This window comes from Variovorax sp. GW821-FHT09B05, from assembly GCF_059418265.1.
On sequence record NZ_JBWKPN010000003.1, the window covers coordinates 21,969 to 36,700 of the forward strand.

Below are 14,732 nucleotides of genomic sequence, written 5' to 3' on the forward strand. Positions count from 1 at the left end.
GCCTTCGCAACCGCCTACTTGGCGCCGCCCAGCACCCACGCGGCCAGCGACTTGGCGTCGGCCTCGCTCAGCGCGGGCTGGCCCGGCATCGGCACCGGGCCCCACTTGCCGCTGCTGCCCTTCTGGATGCTCGCGGTGAGCACGGCCAGCGCATCGGACTGGCCCGCGTACTTCTTCGCGACGTCCTGGTAGGCCGGGCCCACGAGCTTCTTGTCGGTCGCGTGGCAGGCGAGGCAGGCATTCTTCTGGGCCAGCTCCTTGCTCGCATGCGCCTGGACGCAGATCAGCAATGCGGCGGCGACCGCGAGCGACGGCAACAACTTCAATTTCGTCTCCTCGAAACTCGCATCGAAGCTGCCAGTTTCATCGTTAAATAAGTAAATCGTTATGTATTGATTTTAGGAGTCCGTGCGTCGATGGGAAGGGCTTCGTGCCTGGGGGAAACCCGCTCGGCACGCTCATGCATAACGCTAGCTCGCGATCACACGCGCACGGCCGCGCGGGCCTGGTTCAACCGCTGCTCGAGGTAGGCGCCGTAGAAATCCGAGGCCCCGCCCGCGAGCCGCTCGGCGACCTCGCGCGCGCCGCGGCCGAAGAACAGCAGCGTGGGCGCGACCGCGATGCCCCAGGCCGCGAGCATGGCCTCGTGCGTGCGCGGCGTGCCGTCGAAGTCGCGCACCATGCGGCGGTCGCGCAGGTCGATCTGCACCACGGGCAGGCCCGTCGCCAGCTCGGGCATCAGGTAGTGCTCGCGCACGATGCGGCAGAAGGGACAGCCGCGCAGGCTGGCCATCACGACCAAAGGCTGTGAACGCGCGAGCGCACTGGCGAGCGCATCGGCCAGCGAGTCCGGCGCGGGCAGCGCCGACTCGGCCGCATGCGCCACGGGCCATGCGCAAGACAGCGCGATGCCGGCGAGGGCCAGGCGCCGTGTCGGGCCGCGCGCGTTCATCGCGTCTCCTGCTCCATCAGCAGGTAGGTGTTGTAGGCATTCATGCGGTTCGCGGCCTTGAACAGCGGCATGGCTTCGTAGCGCGACCAGTCGGTGGCCGCATAGGCTTCCTCGAAGGGCGTCATGTCGGCCGCGGCCTTGCGCATGGCCTCGCGCAGGAACACGAGGTAGTCGCGTGTGAGCTGCAGGTCCTGCTTCGGATCGGAGGAGGCCGGCCCGTGGCCCGGCACGATGGTGCGCGCGTCGAGCGCGAGCAGCGCATCGAGCGCCGCGATCCAGTGGCGGCTGTCGGCCGTGCCCACGTAGGGAATGCGGTTGCGGAACACCACGTCGCCCGAGAACAGCACCTGCTGCCGCGGCAGGTAGATCGCGAGGTCCTCGGGCGTGTGGGCCGGGCCCGCGGGCTGGATCACGAAGCGCGTGCCGCCGATCGTCATCTCGGTGCGGCCCTCGAGCCAGACATCGGCCGGCACCAGCCGCGTGTTCTCGTCGATCCACGGCGCGAGGTCCTTGCGCGAGGCCTCCAGACGCAGCCGCGCCGCGTCGGAGTACAGGTAGGTCCTGGCCAGCGCATGCGCGATCACCCGCGCGCCCAGCGCCTTGAACACCTGCAGGCCGTAGATGTGGTCGGCGTGGTAGTGCGTGAGGATCACGTGGCTGATCGGCTTGGGCGTGATGCGGCGAATCTCCCGCACCAGCCGCTCGGCCGCGGCCGGCGAGCCGAGCGCATCGATCAGCACCACGCTGTCGCGCGTGACGACGAAGCCCGCGTTCGAGATGAAGTTCTGGTTCTCGGCCGAGCCCAGTGCCGGCACGCCCTGCACGTAGTAGACATCGGGCGCGACGGCGCGCGGCGCGATGTCGGGCGCGGCACCCGCGCTCGCCACGAAGAGGCCGAAGGCCAGCGGCAACAGCGCGCGAAGAAGGAGCGGGAACATCGTGGCGTCTCTCTTTTTTCCATCGTCGCGCGATGCATCGCCGCGCGACCCCGGACTTGCCCGGCTGTAAATATAAGTAGAAGATGATATTTTGGGGACCACGACAACGACCGAGGGTTTCCCCATGAGACAGGCATTCATCGCGTTCCTTCTCGCCATCGCGGCCTCGTTCGCCGGCGCGCAGCAGGTGGTCAAGGCGGTCTATCACGTCAACACCGGCGTGGAGACCAGCGCGGCCATCCTCGCCAACATCACGAACCACCTGAACGCCGACCCGAAGGCGAAGATCGTGGTGGTCACGCACGGGCCCGGCATCGATTTCCTGCTGAGCGACGCGAAGGACAGCAAGGGCCGCGAGTTCAGCGGCCCGGTGAGCGCGCTGGCCGCGCGCGGCGTGGTGTTCGACGTCTGCAACAACACGCTGACCACGCGCAACATCGACGCGGGCCGGCTGCTGATGGAAGCGAAGGTGGTGCCCTCGGGCGTGGCCGAGGTGGCACGGCTGCAGGCGCAGGAAGGCTACGTCTACCTGAAGCCCTGAGGGCGGCGGCCCGGCACGGGCCTCAGGCCTGCTCGATGGCGATCTGCACGCAGATGCTGCGGCACAGCGCCACCACGGTCTCGTTCGCGATGCTGTAGTAGATGCTCACGCCCTCGCGGCGCCGCGCGAGCACGCCTGCCTGGTAGAGGGTGTTGAGGTGCTGCGACATGTTGGGCTGCGTGGTGTCGATCTCGGCCAGCAGCTCGCTCACGTTCTTCTCGCCGTTGCACAGCAGGCTGACGATCTTCAGCCGCATGGGCGCGGCCATGGCCCGGAACAGCTCGGCAGCGATGTCGAAGACCTCGTCCTCGGTGACGGCCGCGGGCTTTTTTCGGGACTTGGTGGCCATGCTGAAAGATTCCTGAGCAGGCCGCAATGTACATCGGCCCCCGGCTCCGCGCGCAATGCACGGCCGCCGCGCCGGTGAATCGCGCGCGCCGCGCGCGTCACAAACCGCCCCCATGGCCCGTCTTCGAAGCAGCGGCATGTGCCGCTCGACTTTCGGAGATTCCAGATGCACGACACGACCCGGATAGCCCGCCTTCATCGGGGGCATTGCTTTCCTTTATTCGACAGGCCCGCGCGAGCCCGCCAATAATCCAAGCACTTTCTTTGATTAATAATGGTAAGATCATGAACGCACGATCAAGGGCCTGGCTCGGAGCCGGCCTCGCGGCAGTGGTGGTGGGAGGGGCCGGCTACGGCCTCGTGGCGAAATCGAAGGCGGCCGACGGCGGCGGTGGCGGCATGCCGCCGGCGCAGGTGGCGGTGGCCGTCGCGCGGCAGACCGAACTGCCGCGCTTCCTCGGCGGCATCGGCACGCTGGAGGCGAACCGGCAGGTGGAAGTGCCGGCCGAAGCGGAGGGGCGGATCGCGAAGATCCTCTTCACCGCGGGCGCCGAGGTGCGCGCGGGCCAGCTGCTGGTGCAGCTCAACGACGCGCCCGAGCAGGGCGACCTCGAACGCCTGCAGGCGCAGCGTGCCAATGCCAGGGCGCTGCTCGAGCGCACGCGCCGGCTGCTGCCGCAGCAGGCCGCCACGCAGGAGCAGCTCGACCAGGCGCAGGCCGGCTACGACCAGGCCAGCGGCGAACTGCGGCGGCTGCAGGCGCAGATCGCCCAGAAGCGCATCGTGGCGCCCTTCGACGGCCGGCTGGGCCTGCGCAAGGTCAACCTCGGGCAGTTCGTGCGTGCCGGCGATGCGCTGGTCTCGCTGACCGATGCCCGCACGCTGCTCGCGACCATCACCCTGCCCGAGGCCGCCCTGCCCGCGCTCCAGCGCAACCAGCAGGTGCTGCTCAACGTCGACGCCTGGCCCGGCCGCGCCTTCCAGGCCCGGCTCAGCGCGATCGAGCCGCAGATCGGCAGCGACACGCGCACCGTGCGGCTGCAGGCCGCGATCGACAACGCCGACGGCGCGCTCGCGCCCGGCATGTACGTGAGCGCGCGCGTGGCGCTGCCGCCGCGCGCCGACGCCATCACCGTGCCCGAGACCGCCCTCACCTACAGCACGCACGGCGACTCGGTCTACGTGGTGCGCCCGGCCGACAAGGGCGAAGGCTTCGTGGTGCAGCAGCTGTTCGTGACGGCCGGCGACCGGCAGGACGGCCAGGTGGTGATCGAGAAGGGCCTGAAGGCCGGCGAGCGCGTCGTGACCTCGGGCCAGCTGCGCCTGTACGGCGGCGCCGCGGTGCAGCCGATGGCGCAGGACACGCTGGCCGCGCAGGAGCGCAAGTCATGAGATTCACCGACCTGTTCGTGCGCCGGCCCGTGCTGGCGCTGGTGGTGAGCACGCTGATCCTGCTGCTGGGCGCGCGCGCCCTCGGCTCGCTGCCGGTGCGCCAGTACCCGCTGACCGAGAGCACCACGCTGACCATCACCACCCAGTACCCGGGCGCCTCGCCCGAGCTGATGCAGGGCTTCGTCACGCAGCCGATCGCGCAGGCGGTGGCCACGATCGAGAACGTCGACTACCTGTCGTCCTCGTCCACGCTGGGCCGCAGCGTGATCACCGTGCGCATGAAGCTCAACGCCGACGCCAACCAGGCGCTCACGCAGGCGATGGCGCAGGTGAGCCAGGTCAAGTACCGGCTGCCGCAGGAGGCCTTCGACCCGGTGATCCTCAAGTCATCGGGCGAGGCCACGGCCGTGGCCTACGTGGGTTTCTCGAGCAAGACCATGGGCGTGCCCGCGCTCACCGACTACCTCTCGCGCGTGGTGCAGCCGCAGTTCGCGTCGATCGAGGGCGTGTCGGGCGTGGAGGTCTCGGGCGGCCAGACGCTGGCGATGCGCGTGTGGCTCGACGCCAACCGCATGGCCGCGCGCGGCATCTCGGCCGGCGAGCTGGCCGACGCGCTGCGCCAGAACAACGTGCAGGCGGCGCCGGGGCAGGTCAAGGGCCTGTACGTGGTGTCGAACATCCGTGTCAACACCGACCTGGTGAACGTGGCCGAGTTCCGCGACATGGTGATCAAGCGCGACGGCGATGCGCTGGTGCGCCTGGGCGACGTGGCCACGGTCGAGCTGGGCGCGGCGAGCGCCGACGTCAGCGCGATGATGGACGGCGACAAGGCCATCTACCTCGGCCTGCAGGCCGCGCCCAACGGCAACCCGCTGGTGATCGTGAAGCGCATCCGCGAGCTGCTGCCCGGCATCAAGCAGAACCTGCCCGCGGGCGTGGAGGTGCAGCTGCCGTTCGAGCTCGCGCGCTTCATCGAGGCCTCGATCGACGAGGTGCGCCACACGCTGCTCGAGGCGGTGGTGATCGTGGTGCTGGTGATCTTCCTGTGCCTGGGCTCGGTGCGCGCGGTGCTGATCCCGGTGGTGACGATCCCGCTGTCGATGCTGGGCGCCGCGGCGCTGATGCTGGTGTTCGGCTTCTCGATCAACCTGCTCACCCTGCTGGCGATGGTGCTGGCGATCGGGCTGGTGGTGGACGACGCGATCGTGGTGGTGGAGAACGTGCACCGCCACATCGAGGAAGGCAAGTCGCGCGTGCAGGCCGCGCTGATCGGCGCGCGCGAGGTGGCCGGCCCGGTGATCGCGATGACGCTCACGCTGGCCGCGGTCTATGCACCCATCGGCCTGATGGGCGGGCTCACCGGCTCGCTGTTCAAGGAGTTCGCCTTCACGCTCGCGGGCGCGGTGGTGGTGTCGGGCGTGATCGCGCTCACGCTGTCGCCGGTGATGAGTTCCTTCCTGCTGCCTCAGGACGCCACCGGCACGCGCATGGCGCGGCTGGCCGAGGGCTTCTTCCACCGCCTGGCCACCGGCTACGGCCGCGTGCTCGACGTGTCGCTGCGCCACCGCTGGGTGACGGGCGCGCTGGCCGCGGTGGTGCTGGTGAGCCTGCCCTTCCTCTACAACGCCGCGCAGCGTGAGCTCGCGCCCGGCGAGGACCAGGCCATGGTGCTGACCGCGATCAAGTCGCCGCAGCACGCCAACATCGACTACGTCGAGAAGTTCGGCAAGAAGTGGGACGACGTGTTCGCCGCGCTGCCCGAGAACACCGGCCGCTGGCTGATCAACGGCTCCGACGGCGTGTCGAACTCGATCGGCGGCGTGCAGTTGTCCGACTGGAAGGACCGCAAGCGCAACGCCGACCAGATCCAGCACGAGGTGCAGGGCAGCATGGGCGCGGTGGAAGGCAGCAACATCTTCGCCTTCCAGCTGCCCTCGCTGCCGGGCTCCACCGGCGGGCTGCCGGTGCAGATGGTGATCCGCAGCCCGGGCGACCACCGCAGCGTGTTCGAGGCCATGGAGGCGCTCAAGAAGTCGGCGCGCGAGAGCGGCAAGTTCGCCGTGGTCGACAGCGACCTCGAGTTCAACAACCCGGTGGTCGAGGTGCGCGTGGACCGCGCCAAGGCCAACAGCCTGGGCGTGACCATGAAGTCGATCGGCGACACGCTGGCCGTGCTGGTGGGCGAGAACTACGTCAACCGCTTCGGCATGGACGGCCGCTCCTACGACGTGATTCCGCAGACGCCGCGCGAGCAGCGGCTGACGGCCGAGGCGCTGTCGCGCTACTTCGTGAAGAGCGCGAGCGGCCAGCCGGTGCCGCTGGCCAACCTGGTGCAGCTGTCGACCAGCGTGGGCCCGAACAAGCTCACGCAGTTCAACCAGCTCAATGCCGCCACCTTCCAGGCCATTCCGATGCCCGGCGTGACCATGGGCGACGCGGTGGCCTTCCTGAGCGCCGAGGCGAAGAAGCTGCCGGCCGGCTTCAGCTACGACTGGCAGTCCGACGCGCGCCAGTTCACGCAGGAGGGCTCGGCGCTGGTGCTGGCCTTCGTGTTCGCGATCGTCGTGATCTACCTGGTGCTGGCCGCGCAGTACGAGAGCCTGCGCGACCCGCTGATCATCCTGGTCAGCGTGCCGATGTCGATCTGCGGCGCGCTGGTGCCGCTGGCGCTGGGCTTCGCGACCATCAACATCTACACCCAGATCGGGCTGGTGACGCTGATCGGGCTGATCAGCAAGCACGGCATCCTGATGGTGGAGTTCGCCAACGAGATCCAGATGCGCAAGGGCTTCGACCGCCGCGCCTCGATCGAGGAGGCCGCGCGCATCCGCCTGCGGCCGATCCTGATGACCACGGCCGCGATGGTGGTGGGCCTGGTGCCGCTGCTGTTCGCGAGCGGCGCGGGCGCCAACAGCCGCTTCAGCATCGGGCTGGTGATCGTGGTCGGCATGCTGGTGGGCACGCTGTTCACGCTGTTCGTGCTGCCCACGATGTACACGCTGCTGGCGCGTGACCACCGCGCCGCGGGCCAGTCGAAGCGCGCGGCCGAGCTCGAGGCGCTGGAGGACGGCCCCGCCGCGCCGGCCACGGCAGGCGGCCACGCATGACGCATCGGAGAACGACCATGAAGGCCTTGACCCTTTCCCTGTCGACGCTGGCCACGGCGCTGCTGCTGGCCGGCTGCGCGGTCGGCCCGCGCTACGCGGCGCCCGAGACCTCGCCGGTGACGATCGCCGCGCCCGAACGCCACCTGTTCGCGCCCGACGCGGTGCAGCGCGACTGGTGGCGCCAGCTCGAGGATGCGCAGCTCGACGCGCTGATCGAGCGCACGCTGGCCGCCAACCACGACATCCGCATCGCGCAGGCGCGGCTGCTCGAAGCCCGCGCCGTGCAGGACGAGGCCGAGCTCGACCGCTGGCCCACCGTGACGATGGGTGCGAGCAAGACCCGCAGCATCGCGCAGGGCAACGGCGTGCCGGCCGAGGCCCGCACGCTGGCCGAGAGCAGCCGCCTCGGCTTCGACGCCGGCTGGGAGATCGACTTGTTCGGCCGCCTGCGCCGGCTCGACGAGGCCGCCAGCGCGCGCGCCGAGGCGCAGGCTGCCGACCTCGAGCAGGCGCGCATCGTGGTGGTGGCCGAGCTCGCGCGCAACTACTACGAGATGCGCGGCGCCGAGCAGCGGCTCGCGGTGACGCAGCGCACGCTGCAGAGCCTGCGCGACAGCCTGCGCGTGACCGAGGCCCAGGTCGGCATCGGCCGCGGCCTCGCGGGCGACCTCGCGAGCGCGCGCGCCAACCTCGCGAGCACCGAGGCCCAGCTGCCGCTGTTCGAGACCGCGCGCCGCCAGGCCGCGCACCGCGTGGCGGTGCTCGCGGCGCTGCAGCCGGCCGAGCTCGAGCCGATGCTCGCGCCGCGGCCGCTGCAGCTGCTCGCCAAGCGGCTGCCCGTGGGCGACCTCGGCGACCTGCTGCGCCGCCGGCCCGACGTGCTGCGCGCCGAGCGCGGCCTGGCCGCGAGCACGGCCGACGTGGGCGCGGCCACGGCCGCGCTGTACCCGCGGCTCGACATCGGCGGCTTCCTCGGCTTCATCGCGCTGCGCGGCTCGGACCTGGGCAGCGGGTCGAGCCGCGCCTTCAGCCTCACGCCGGGCCTGAGCTGGCCCGCGCTGCGGCTGGGCTCGGTGCGCGCGCAACTGCGCGGCGCGCAGGCCCGCGCGCAGGGCGAACGCGCAGCCTACGAGCAGACCGTGCTGCGCGCCATCGAGGACGTGGAGAACGCACTCACCGGCTACGGCCAGAACCAGCAGCGGCTGCAAAGCCTGGTGGTGGCCTCGGAACAGAGCGCGCGCGCGGCCGAGCTGGCCGAGGTGCGCTACCGCGAAGGCGCCGCGCCCTACCTGTCGGTGCTCGACGCGCAGCGCACGCTGCTGCGCGCGCAGGATGCGGTGGCCGAGGCCGAGACCGCCTCGTACACCAGCCTGGTCGCGCTCTACAAGGCCGTGGGCGGCGGATGGCAGGCACCCGATGCCTCGACCGCGGGCCGCGACGAGGGCGCGGCCAAGGGGCTTTCGGGCGTTTCTGCGAAGGACGCCCCAAGCACCTGACAATGCAAGGGTTGCCGCCTTTCCGTTCCGCTCCCCACGAAGACCGCGCCATGTCCGCCAACGACACCGCCGACGCCAAGCCCGCCTGGACCCCGCACCAGCCGGCCGACCGCATCCTCTCGACGCTCAAGACCCGCGGCGCGCTCGGCATTCCCGACATCGCCAAGGTGCTGCAGGTCACGGTGGAGGCGGTGCGCCAGCAGATGGCCAAGCTGCAGGCCGAGGGCCTGGTCGACGCCGAGAGCCGCAGCGCCGGGCGCGGCCGGCCGACGCAGATCTGGCGGCTCACGGCCTCGGGCCACGCACGCTTTCCCGACACGCATGCCGAGATGACGGTGCAGATGATCAGCGCCGTGATCCAGGTGTTCGGCGAGAAGGGCATGGACCAGCTGATCGGCGCGCGCGAGGAGACCATGCGCAGCACCTACCGCGAGGCCCTGCGCGGCGCGCGCGGCATCGGCGCGCGGCTCGAGCGGCTGGCCGAGGTGCGCAGCCGCGAGGGCTACATGGCCGAGTACCGCGCCGACGACGAGGGCGAGGGCTTCCTCTTCATCGAGAACCATTGCCCGATCTGCACCGCGGCGCGCGCCTGCACGGGCTTCTGCCGCAGCGAGTTGCAGCTCTTCGACGAGGTGCTCGGGCCCGACGTGAGCGTGAGCCGCGTCGAGCACGTGCTCGCGGGCGCGCGGCGCTGCGCCTACCGCGTCGTTCCCAAGGCCGGCGACAAGACCCGCATCAAACCAAGCAAGGGCGCCGACTGAGCGCCCCCCGCCTCTTTTTCTTTTTATCAACCAGAAGGACCCCACGATGGAACACACCCTGCCTCCCCTGCCCTACGCCCTCGACGCGCTGGCACCCGAGTACTCGAAGGAGACCCTCGAGTACCACTACGGCAAGCACCACAACGCCTATGTGGTGAACCTCAACAACCTGCAGAAGGGCACCGAGTTCGAGTCGCTCACGCTCGAAGAGATCGTCAAGAAGTCCAGCGGCGGCATCTACAACAACTCGGCCCAGATCTGGAACCACACCTTCTTCTGGAACTGCATGAAGCCGCAAGGCGGCGGTGCTCCCAGCGGCGCGCTGGCCAAGGCCATCGACGCCAAGTGGGGCAGCTTCGATGCCTTCAAGGAAGCCTTCGTGAAGTCGGCCGTGGGCAACTTCGGCTCGGGCTGGACCTGGCTGGTGAAGAAGCCCGACGGCAGCGTGGACATCGTGAACACCGGCGCCGCCGGCACCCCGCTGACGACCGCCGACACGGCGCTGCTGACGGTCGACGTCTGGGAACACGCCTACTACATCGACTACCGCAACCTGCGTCCCAAGTTCGTGGAGACCTTCCTGGCCAAGCTGGTCAACTGGGACTTCGCCGAGAAGAACTTCGGCTGATCGACCCCGGGGTCGATCGGGTTCGGGGCGTGCCCGCGAGGCGCCCCGAACCCCTGCTTCAGCGCCGCGAAGCCACGCTGCGCGCCAGCAGGCAGAGGATCTCGTACATCAGCGTCGCGCCCAGCAGCGCGGTGCTGCCCGAGGGGTCGTAGGGCGGCGACACCTCGACCACGTCCCCACCCACGAAGTCGAGCCCGTCGAGGCCGCGCAGCAGGCCCAGCGTCTCGCGCGTGGTCATGCCGCCGATCTCGGGCGTGCCGGTGCCCGGCGCGAACACCGGGTCCAGCCCATCGACATCGAGCGACAGGTAGGTCGGCCCGTCGCCGACGATGCGCCGCGCCTCCCGCACGATCGCCTCGACGCCCCTGGCCTCGAACTCCTCGATGAAGACCACGCGCATGCCGCTGTCGAGCGAATAGCGCCAGCCCTGGTCGGAGTTCTGCGCGCCGCGGATGCCGATCTGGATGGTGCGCTTCGGGTCGAGCAGCCCGGCCTCGACCGCGCGGCGGAATGGCGAGCCATGGCTGAACTTGGAACCGAGGAAGTCGTCCCAGGTGTCGGTGTGCGCATCGATGTGCACCATGCCCAGCGGCCGGAGCGGCTTCATCGCCTGGAACACCGGGAAGGTGATCGAGTGGTCGCCGCCCGCGGCCAGCACCGTCTTGCCGGCCGCGAACAAGGGCTCGAAGAAGCGGCGGATGTCCTCGTGCGAGCGCTCGAGGTGGAACACGTCGGTGAAGGGCACGTCGCCCACGTCGGCCACGCGGCAGGCCTCGAAGGGATTGAAGCCGGTGACGTGGTGGATGGCGCGCGTCATCGACGACATGTTGCGGATCTCGCGCGGGCCGTAGCGCGCGCCGGGACGCGCCGTCACGCCGCCGTCGAAGGGCACGCCGGCCAGGGCGATGTCGAAGTCCTCGAGGCGTTGCGCGAAGGGCACGCGCATGAAGGTCGGGATGCCGCTGTAGCGCGGCAGCGTCTGCATGGCGGTGTCTGTTTGCATGGCGGGAACGGGTTCAGAACGTGGCCGGGGTGTTGGTCCACAGCACCCGGGTCTGGGTCTTGCCGGGATTGCGGTAGCTGTGCGGCACGTCGCTGGAGAAATAGAAGGAGTCGCCGGCCGACAGCCGGTAGACCTCGTCGCCCAGGCGCAGCTCGAACTCGCCCTCGATCACGTAGCCCATTTCCTCGCCGACGTGCGCGATCTGCTCCAGGCTCTCGGCCTTGGGCTCGAGCACGTGGATGTCGGCCTGCAGCAGCTGGCCGCGGATCGGCACGATCACGCGCTCGAGCTTCACGCCGCGCTTCTTGCCGCGCAGGCCGGTGAACTCGATCACGGGGCGTTCGGAGGCGCGCGTCACCGGCGACATGGGCGGCGCGAACGAGGCCGTGAGCTCGGCGACGTTGGTGTCGAGCGCGCGCGCGAGGCGGTGCAGGTTGGCCAGCGAGGGCATGACCTGGCCGCGCTCCACGCGCGACAGCAGGCTTTCGGAACAGCCGGCGGCATCGGCGAGCGCCTTCAGCGTGAGACTTCGCACCATGCGCGCATGCTTGAGCCGCGGGCCCAGCGCCGACAGCGCGAGGTCCGGGTCTGCGTCCACCGGTGCCGGCGAGGCGGCGGCGGCAGCGGGAATGGCGGTGGTCTTCTTGGCAGTGCGCATGGCGTCGAGTCGTCAGTGGGCCGGCGGCGCGCCGGAAAGCTCAGGCATCCGCCAGCACGGTGAAGTGCACTTCGACCGGGCGGTTGTCGTTGATGGGAACGATGTCCTGCGGGCAGGCCGACATGACGACCACGCAGTCCATCTCGGCGCGCAGATCCACATGGTCGCCGGCCTTGGAGACGGGCGGCAGCCAGTCTACGCCGCCGCCCGGGCCCACCGGGATGTTCATCCACAGGTTGAGCGGCTGCGGCACCTCTCGCGCGCGCAGGCCGATGGCCTTGAGCGCCATGCGCATGTTGTCGGCGCAGTTGTCGTGGTACTCGGTCACGCCGAGGTTCTGGTAGCGGTAGGCGTCGCAGGCGGCCATGAGCGTGTCGTGCACGCCGGGCGAGGTGTCGGCCACGAGCGTCATGATGGGACGGCGGCGGTTGGTGGCGAGCGGATCGCCGGCCCTGGGCATGATGCGGTCGATCACGGCGCGCGCATGCTCCATCGACATGAACTCGCTGAGGTCGTCGGCCTTGAAGGCCCAGAAGTCGCACACCTGGCTGCCGTGCGTGTTGATGACGCGGATCACCTGGCCCTTGGAGAGCCGCACGGCGCGGCCGTTGCGCGCGGGCACTTCGTAGCGCTTGCCGAGTTCGGGCGTGCCGTCGGCCGACACGGGCTCGCGCAGCGTGCGGTTGGCGCCGACGGGTTCGCCGTTGTCGGCCACATGGGCATGGGTGTGGGAAGAGGAAGTGGCTTGGTCGTCCATGGTCTGGCTAGTCCTTTGAAGCTTCGGGAGGGGTGGAGGAAACGAGCGGCCCGGCCAGCCGCGCGAGGCACCAGGCCAGGGCGCGCGTGCAGGCCGCGAGGTCGTCGATGGGGGTGTCTTCGTCGGGGTGGTGGCTCACGCCGCCACGGCTGGGCGCGAACAGCATCGCGCTGGGGCAGAAGCCGGCCAGCGGCATGGCGTCGTGGAAGGCGCCCGACAGCATCTCGCGGTGGCTCAGTTGCAGCGCGGCGCAGGCCTCGCGCGCCAGGCCCGCGAGCGCGGCATCGAAGCGCACGGTGGGCTTGTCCTGCAGCACCTCGAGCTGGCCGCCGGCCGGCAGCGCCGTATCGACGAGCACGCGCACCGCATCGAGCGCGGCGGCCTCGGGATGGCGCGCATCGACGGTGAAGACGACCCGGTCGGCAATGGTGTTGATCGACCCGGGGCTGCACTCCCAGCGACCGATGGTGAGGCGCAGCCGGTCGTCGCCGCACCGCGCCGCGTGCTCGAGCAGCGCATGGGCCATGCGCACGGCCTTGGCCTGCGCGTCGTCGCGCGCGGCCAGCGGCGTGGTGCCCGCGTGCGCGCTGCGCCCCGGCACCGTGATGCGGAACCAGCGCACGCCCTGGATCGCGCTCACGCAGCCGACCTGCAGGCCCTCGGCCTCCAGCACCGGGCCCTGCTCGATGTGCGCCTCGATGTAGCCATGCACCGGGCGCGCGAGCGGCGTGTCCATCCAGGCCCAGCCCTGGCGCAGTGCTTCCGCGCGCAGGTCGTCCACGGCGGCATCGCGCGCGGCCTCGAAGCGCAGGCCGTCGCCGTCGCGCACGCCGAGGAAGGCCTCGAGCCGCTGCGGCGCGGTGAAGGCGACCGAGCCCATCAGCCCGGGCGCGAAGCGCGAGCCTTCCTCGTTGGTCCACATGGCGACGTCGATCGGCCGGCGGGTGCGCAGGCCGAGGCGGTCGAGCGCATCGAACACCTCCAGGCCCGCCGCGACGCCGAAGGCGCCGTCGAGCCAGCCGCCCAGGGGCTGGGTGTCGATGTGGCTGCCGGTCATGGCTGGAGACAACGTCGGGTCCTGCCCGTCGCGCCGGACGAACACGTTGGCGGCGGCGTCGATGCCGACGCGGTAGCCGGACCGGCGCGCGAACGGCTGCACCAGCCAGCGCCGCGCGGCCAGCTCGTGCGCGCACAGCGCCTGCCGCGCCACGCCGCCGCCGGTGCCCGCGCCGACGGCGCCATGCGCCGCCAGGCCACGCAGCCGGGCCTCGAGGCTCGCGGTGCCGACCGCGCGCGCCACGTCGCCCGCGAGGGCCGCGTCCCGCATCTCGTCGAGCGCGTTCATGCGAGCGCTCCCGCCGCGGGCTGGCCGAGGCTGCGGCGAATCCACGGCTGCAGGAAGGCCTGGATGCGCGGATGGGTCGGCGCGTGGATCACCTCGCGCGGCGTGCCGATCGTCACGATGCGGCCCTTCTCCATGAACACGATCCGGTCCGACACCTCGGCCGCGAAGCTCATCTCGTGCGTGACCATGATCATGGTCATGCCGCCGCGCGACAGCGACTTGATCACCTCGAGCACCTCGTCGACCAGCTCGGGATCGAGCGCGGAGGTCGGCTCGTCGAGCAGCATCACCTCGGGCCCGACCGCGAGCGCGCGCGCGATGCCCACGCGCTGCTGCTGGCCGCCGCTGAGCTGGGGCGGCCGCGCATCGGCCTTGGCCGACATGCCCACGCGCGCCAGCGCCTCGCCGGCCACGGCCCGGGCCTGGTCCGCGCGCAGCCCCTTGGCCAGCGTGAGCGGCGCCATCACGTTGGCCAGCACCGTCATGTGCGGCCACAGGTTGAACTGCTGGAACACCATGGCCACCGGCGCGCGCACCTCGGCGACGACGCGCTCGCTCTCGCGGGCCAGCGCGCCGGCCGCGTTGCGGCGGTAGCCGAGCAGCGCGCCGCGGATGCGGACCTCGCCCTCGTCGTAGGCCTCGAGGAAGTTCATGCAGCGCAGCAGCGTGGTCTTGCCCGAGCCCGAGGGGCCGATCAGCGACAGGACCTCGCCCTTGCGGATGTCCAGGTCGATGTCCGACAGCACGCGCTGCGGGCCGAAGGACTTGCCGACGCCGCGCAGGGAGACGATGGGAACGGTCACGGG

At 70.6% G+C, this 14,732-nt stretch carries 15 protein-coding genes; 6 read left to right on the plus strand and 9 right to left on the minus strand.

Annotation, left to right across the window (positions count from 1 at the left end):
• Positions 1–14: 14 nt before the first annotated feature.
• The 3 genes from AC07RM_RS08505 to AC07RM_RS08515 all read right to left on the minus strand — a co-directional run bounded on the left by AC07RM_RS08505 (position 15) and on the right by AC07RM_RS08515 (position 1,890).
• Positions 15–326: a c-type cytochrome gene (locus AC07RM_RS08505; protein ID WP_093355153.1), complete on the minus strand. Its 312-nt coding sequence runs from the start codon at positions 324–326 to the stop codon at positions 15–17.
• Positions 327–481: 155 nt separating this feature from the next.
• The gene (locus tag AC07RM_RS08510) at positions 482–952 is read right to left on the minus strand and encodes a thioredoxin domain-containing protein (RefSeq protein ID WP_495334183.1); all 471 of its coding nucleotides are present in this window, start codon (positions 950–952) and stop codon (positions 482–484) included.
• Positions 949–1,890: an MBL fold metallo-hydrolase gene (locus tag AC07RM_RS08515; protein WP_495334184.1), complete on the minus strand. Its 942-nt coding sequence runs from the start codon at positions 1,888–1,890 to the stop codon at positions 949–951. Before AC07RM_RS08515 ends, AC07RM_RS08510 begins: the two co-directional genes overlap by 4 nt.
• 124 nt (positions 1,891–2,014) lie before the next feature.
• Between AC07RM_RS08515 and AC07RM_RS08520 the strand changes: the two genes are divergently transcribed.
• On the plus strand, positions 2,015–2,431 hold the full coding sequence (locus tag AC07RM_RS08520) for a DsrE family protein (protein ID WP_261215120.1): 417 nt from the start codon (positions 2,015–2,017) through the stop codon (positions 2,429–2,431).
• A 22-nt stretch (positions 2,432–2,453) separates the two neighbouring features.
• Here the strand turns inward: AC07RM_RS08520 and AC07RM_RS08525 are convergent, their stop codons facing one another.
• The gene (locus AC07RM_RS08525) at positions 2,454–2,780 is read right to left on the minus strand and encodes an ArsR/SmtB family transcription factor (protein WP_093355146.1); all 327 of its coding nucleotides are present in this window, start codon (positions 2,778–2,780) and stop codon (positions 2,454–2,456) included.
• A gap of 284 nt (positions 2,781–3,064) precedes the next feature.
• Here AC07RM_RS08525 and AC07RM_RS08530 point away from each other — a divergent pair, with 284 nt between their 5' ends.
• From AC07RM_RS08530 to AC07RM_RS08550, 5 genes are read left to right on the plus strand one after another with little or no spacing between them, the layout of a single operon-like run.
• Entirely contained in the window at positions 3,065–4,171 is a 1,107-nt protein-coding gene (locus AC07RM_RS08530) for an efflux RND transporter periplasmic adaptor subunit (RefSeq protein WP_495334185.1), read from the plus strand.
• On the plus strand, positions 4,168–7,278 hold the full coding sequence (locus tag AC07RM_RS08535; protein ID WP_495334186.1) for a MexW/MexI family multidrug efflux RND transporter permease subunit: 3,111 nt from the start codon (positions 4,168–4,170) through the stop codon (positions 7,276–7,278). The genes AC07RM_RS08530 and AC07RM_RS08535 overlap by 4 nt, the downstream gene beginning before the upstream one ends.
• Positions 7,275–8,774 carry an efflux transporter outer membrane subunit gene (locus AC07RM_RS08540; RefSeq protein ID WP_495334187.1) on the plus strand — a complete coding sequence of 500 codons (1,500 nt, stop codon included), beginning with the start codon at positions 7,275–7,277 and terminating at the stop codon, positions 8,772–8,774. The genes AC07RM_RS08535 and AC07RM_RS08540 overlap by 4 nt, the downstream gene beginning before the upstream one ends.
• 50 nt (positions 8,775–8,824) lie before the next feature.
• Positions 8,825–9,535 (plus strand): helix-turn-helix transcriptional regulator, encoded by a 711-nt coding sequence (locus tag AC07RM_RS08545; protein WP_495334188.1) that lies wholly within the window; start codon positions 8,825–8,827, stop codon positions 9,533–9,535.
• Between the two features lie 46 nt (positions 9,536–9,581).
• Entirely contained in the window at positions 9,582–10,163 is a 582-nt protein-coding gene (locus AC07RM_RS08550) for a superoxide dismutase (protein ID WP_296799746.1), read from the plus strand.
• 58 nt (positions 10,164–10,221) lie between these two features.
• Here the strand turns inward: AC07RM_RS08550 and speB are convergent, their stop codons facing one another.
• The 5 genes from speB to AC07RM_RS08575 are packed head-to-tail and all read right to left on the minus strand — an operon-like array spanning position 10,222 to position 14,729.
• Positions 10,222–11,166 (minus strand): agmatinase, encoded by a 945-nt coding sequence (gene speB / locus AC07RM_RS08555; RefSeq protein ID WP_495334189.1) that lies wholly within the window; start codon positions 11,164–11,166, stop codon positions 10,222–10,224.
• 13 nt (positions 11,167–11,179) lie between these two features.
• Positions 11,180–11,824 carry a cupin domain-containing protein gene (locus AC07RM_RS08560; protein WP_093355130.1) on the minus strand — a complete coding sequence of 215 codons (645 nt, stop codon included), beginning with the start codon at positions 11,822–11,824 and terminating at the stop codon, positions 11,180–11,182.
• A gap of 40 nt (positions 11,825–11,864) precedes the next feature.
• Entirely contained in the window at positions 11,865–12,581 is a 717-nt protein-coding gene (locus AC07RM_RS08565) for a DUF1989 domain-containing protein (RefSeq protein WP_495334190.1), read from the minus strand.
• 7 nt (positions 12,582–12,588) lie between these two features.
• The gene (locus AC07RM_RS08570) at positions 12,589–13,926 is read right to left on the minus strand and encodes a M20 family metallo-hydrolase (RefSeq protein WP_495334191.1); all 1,338 of its coding nucleotides are present in this window, start codon (positions 13,924–13,926) and stop codon (positions 12,589–12,591) included.
• Entirely contained in the window at positions 13,923–14,729 is an 807-nt protein-coding gene (locus AC07RM_RS08575) for an amino acid ABC transporter ATP-binding protein (RefSeq protein WP_495334192.1), read from the minus strand. The genes AC07RM_RS08570 and AC07RM_RS08575 overlap by 4 nt, the downstream gene beginning before the upstream one ends.
• Between the last annotated feature and the right edge of the window lie 3 nt (positions 14,730–14,732).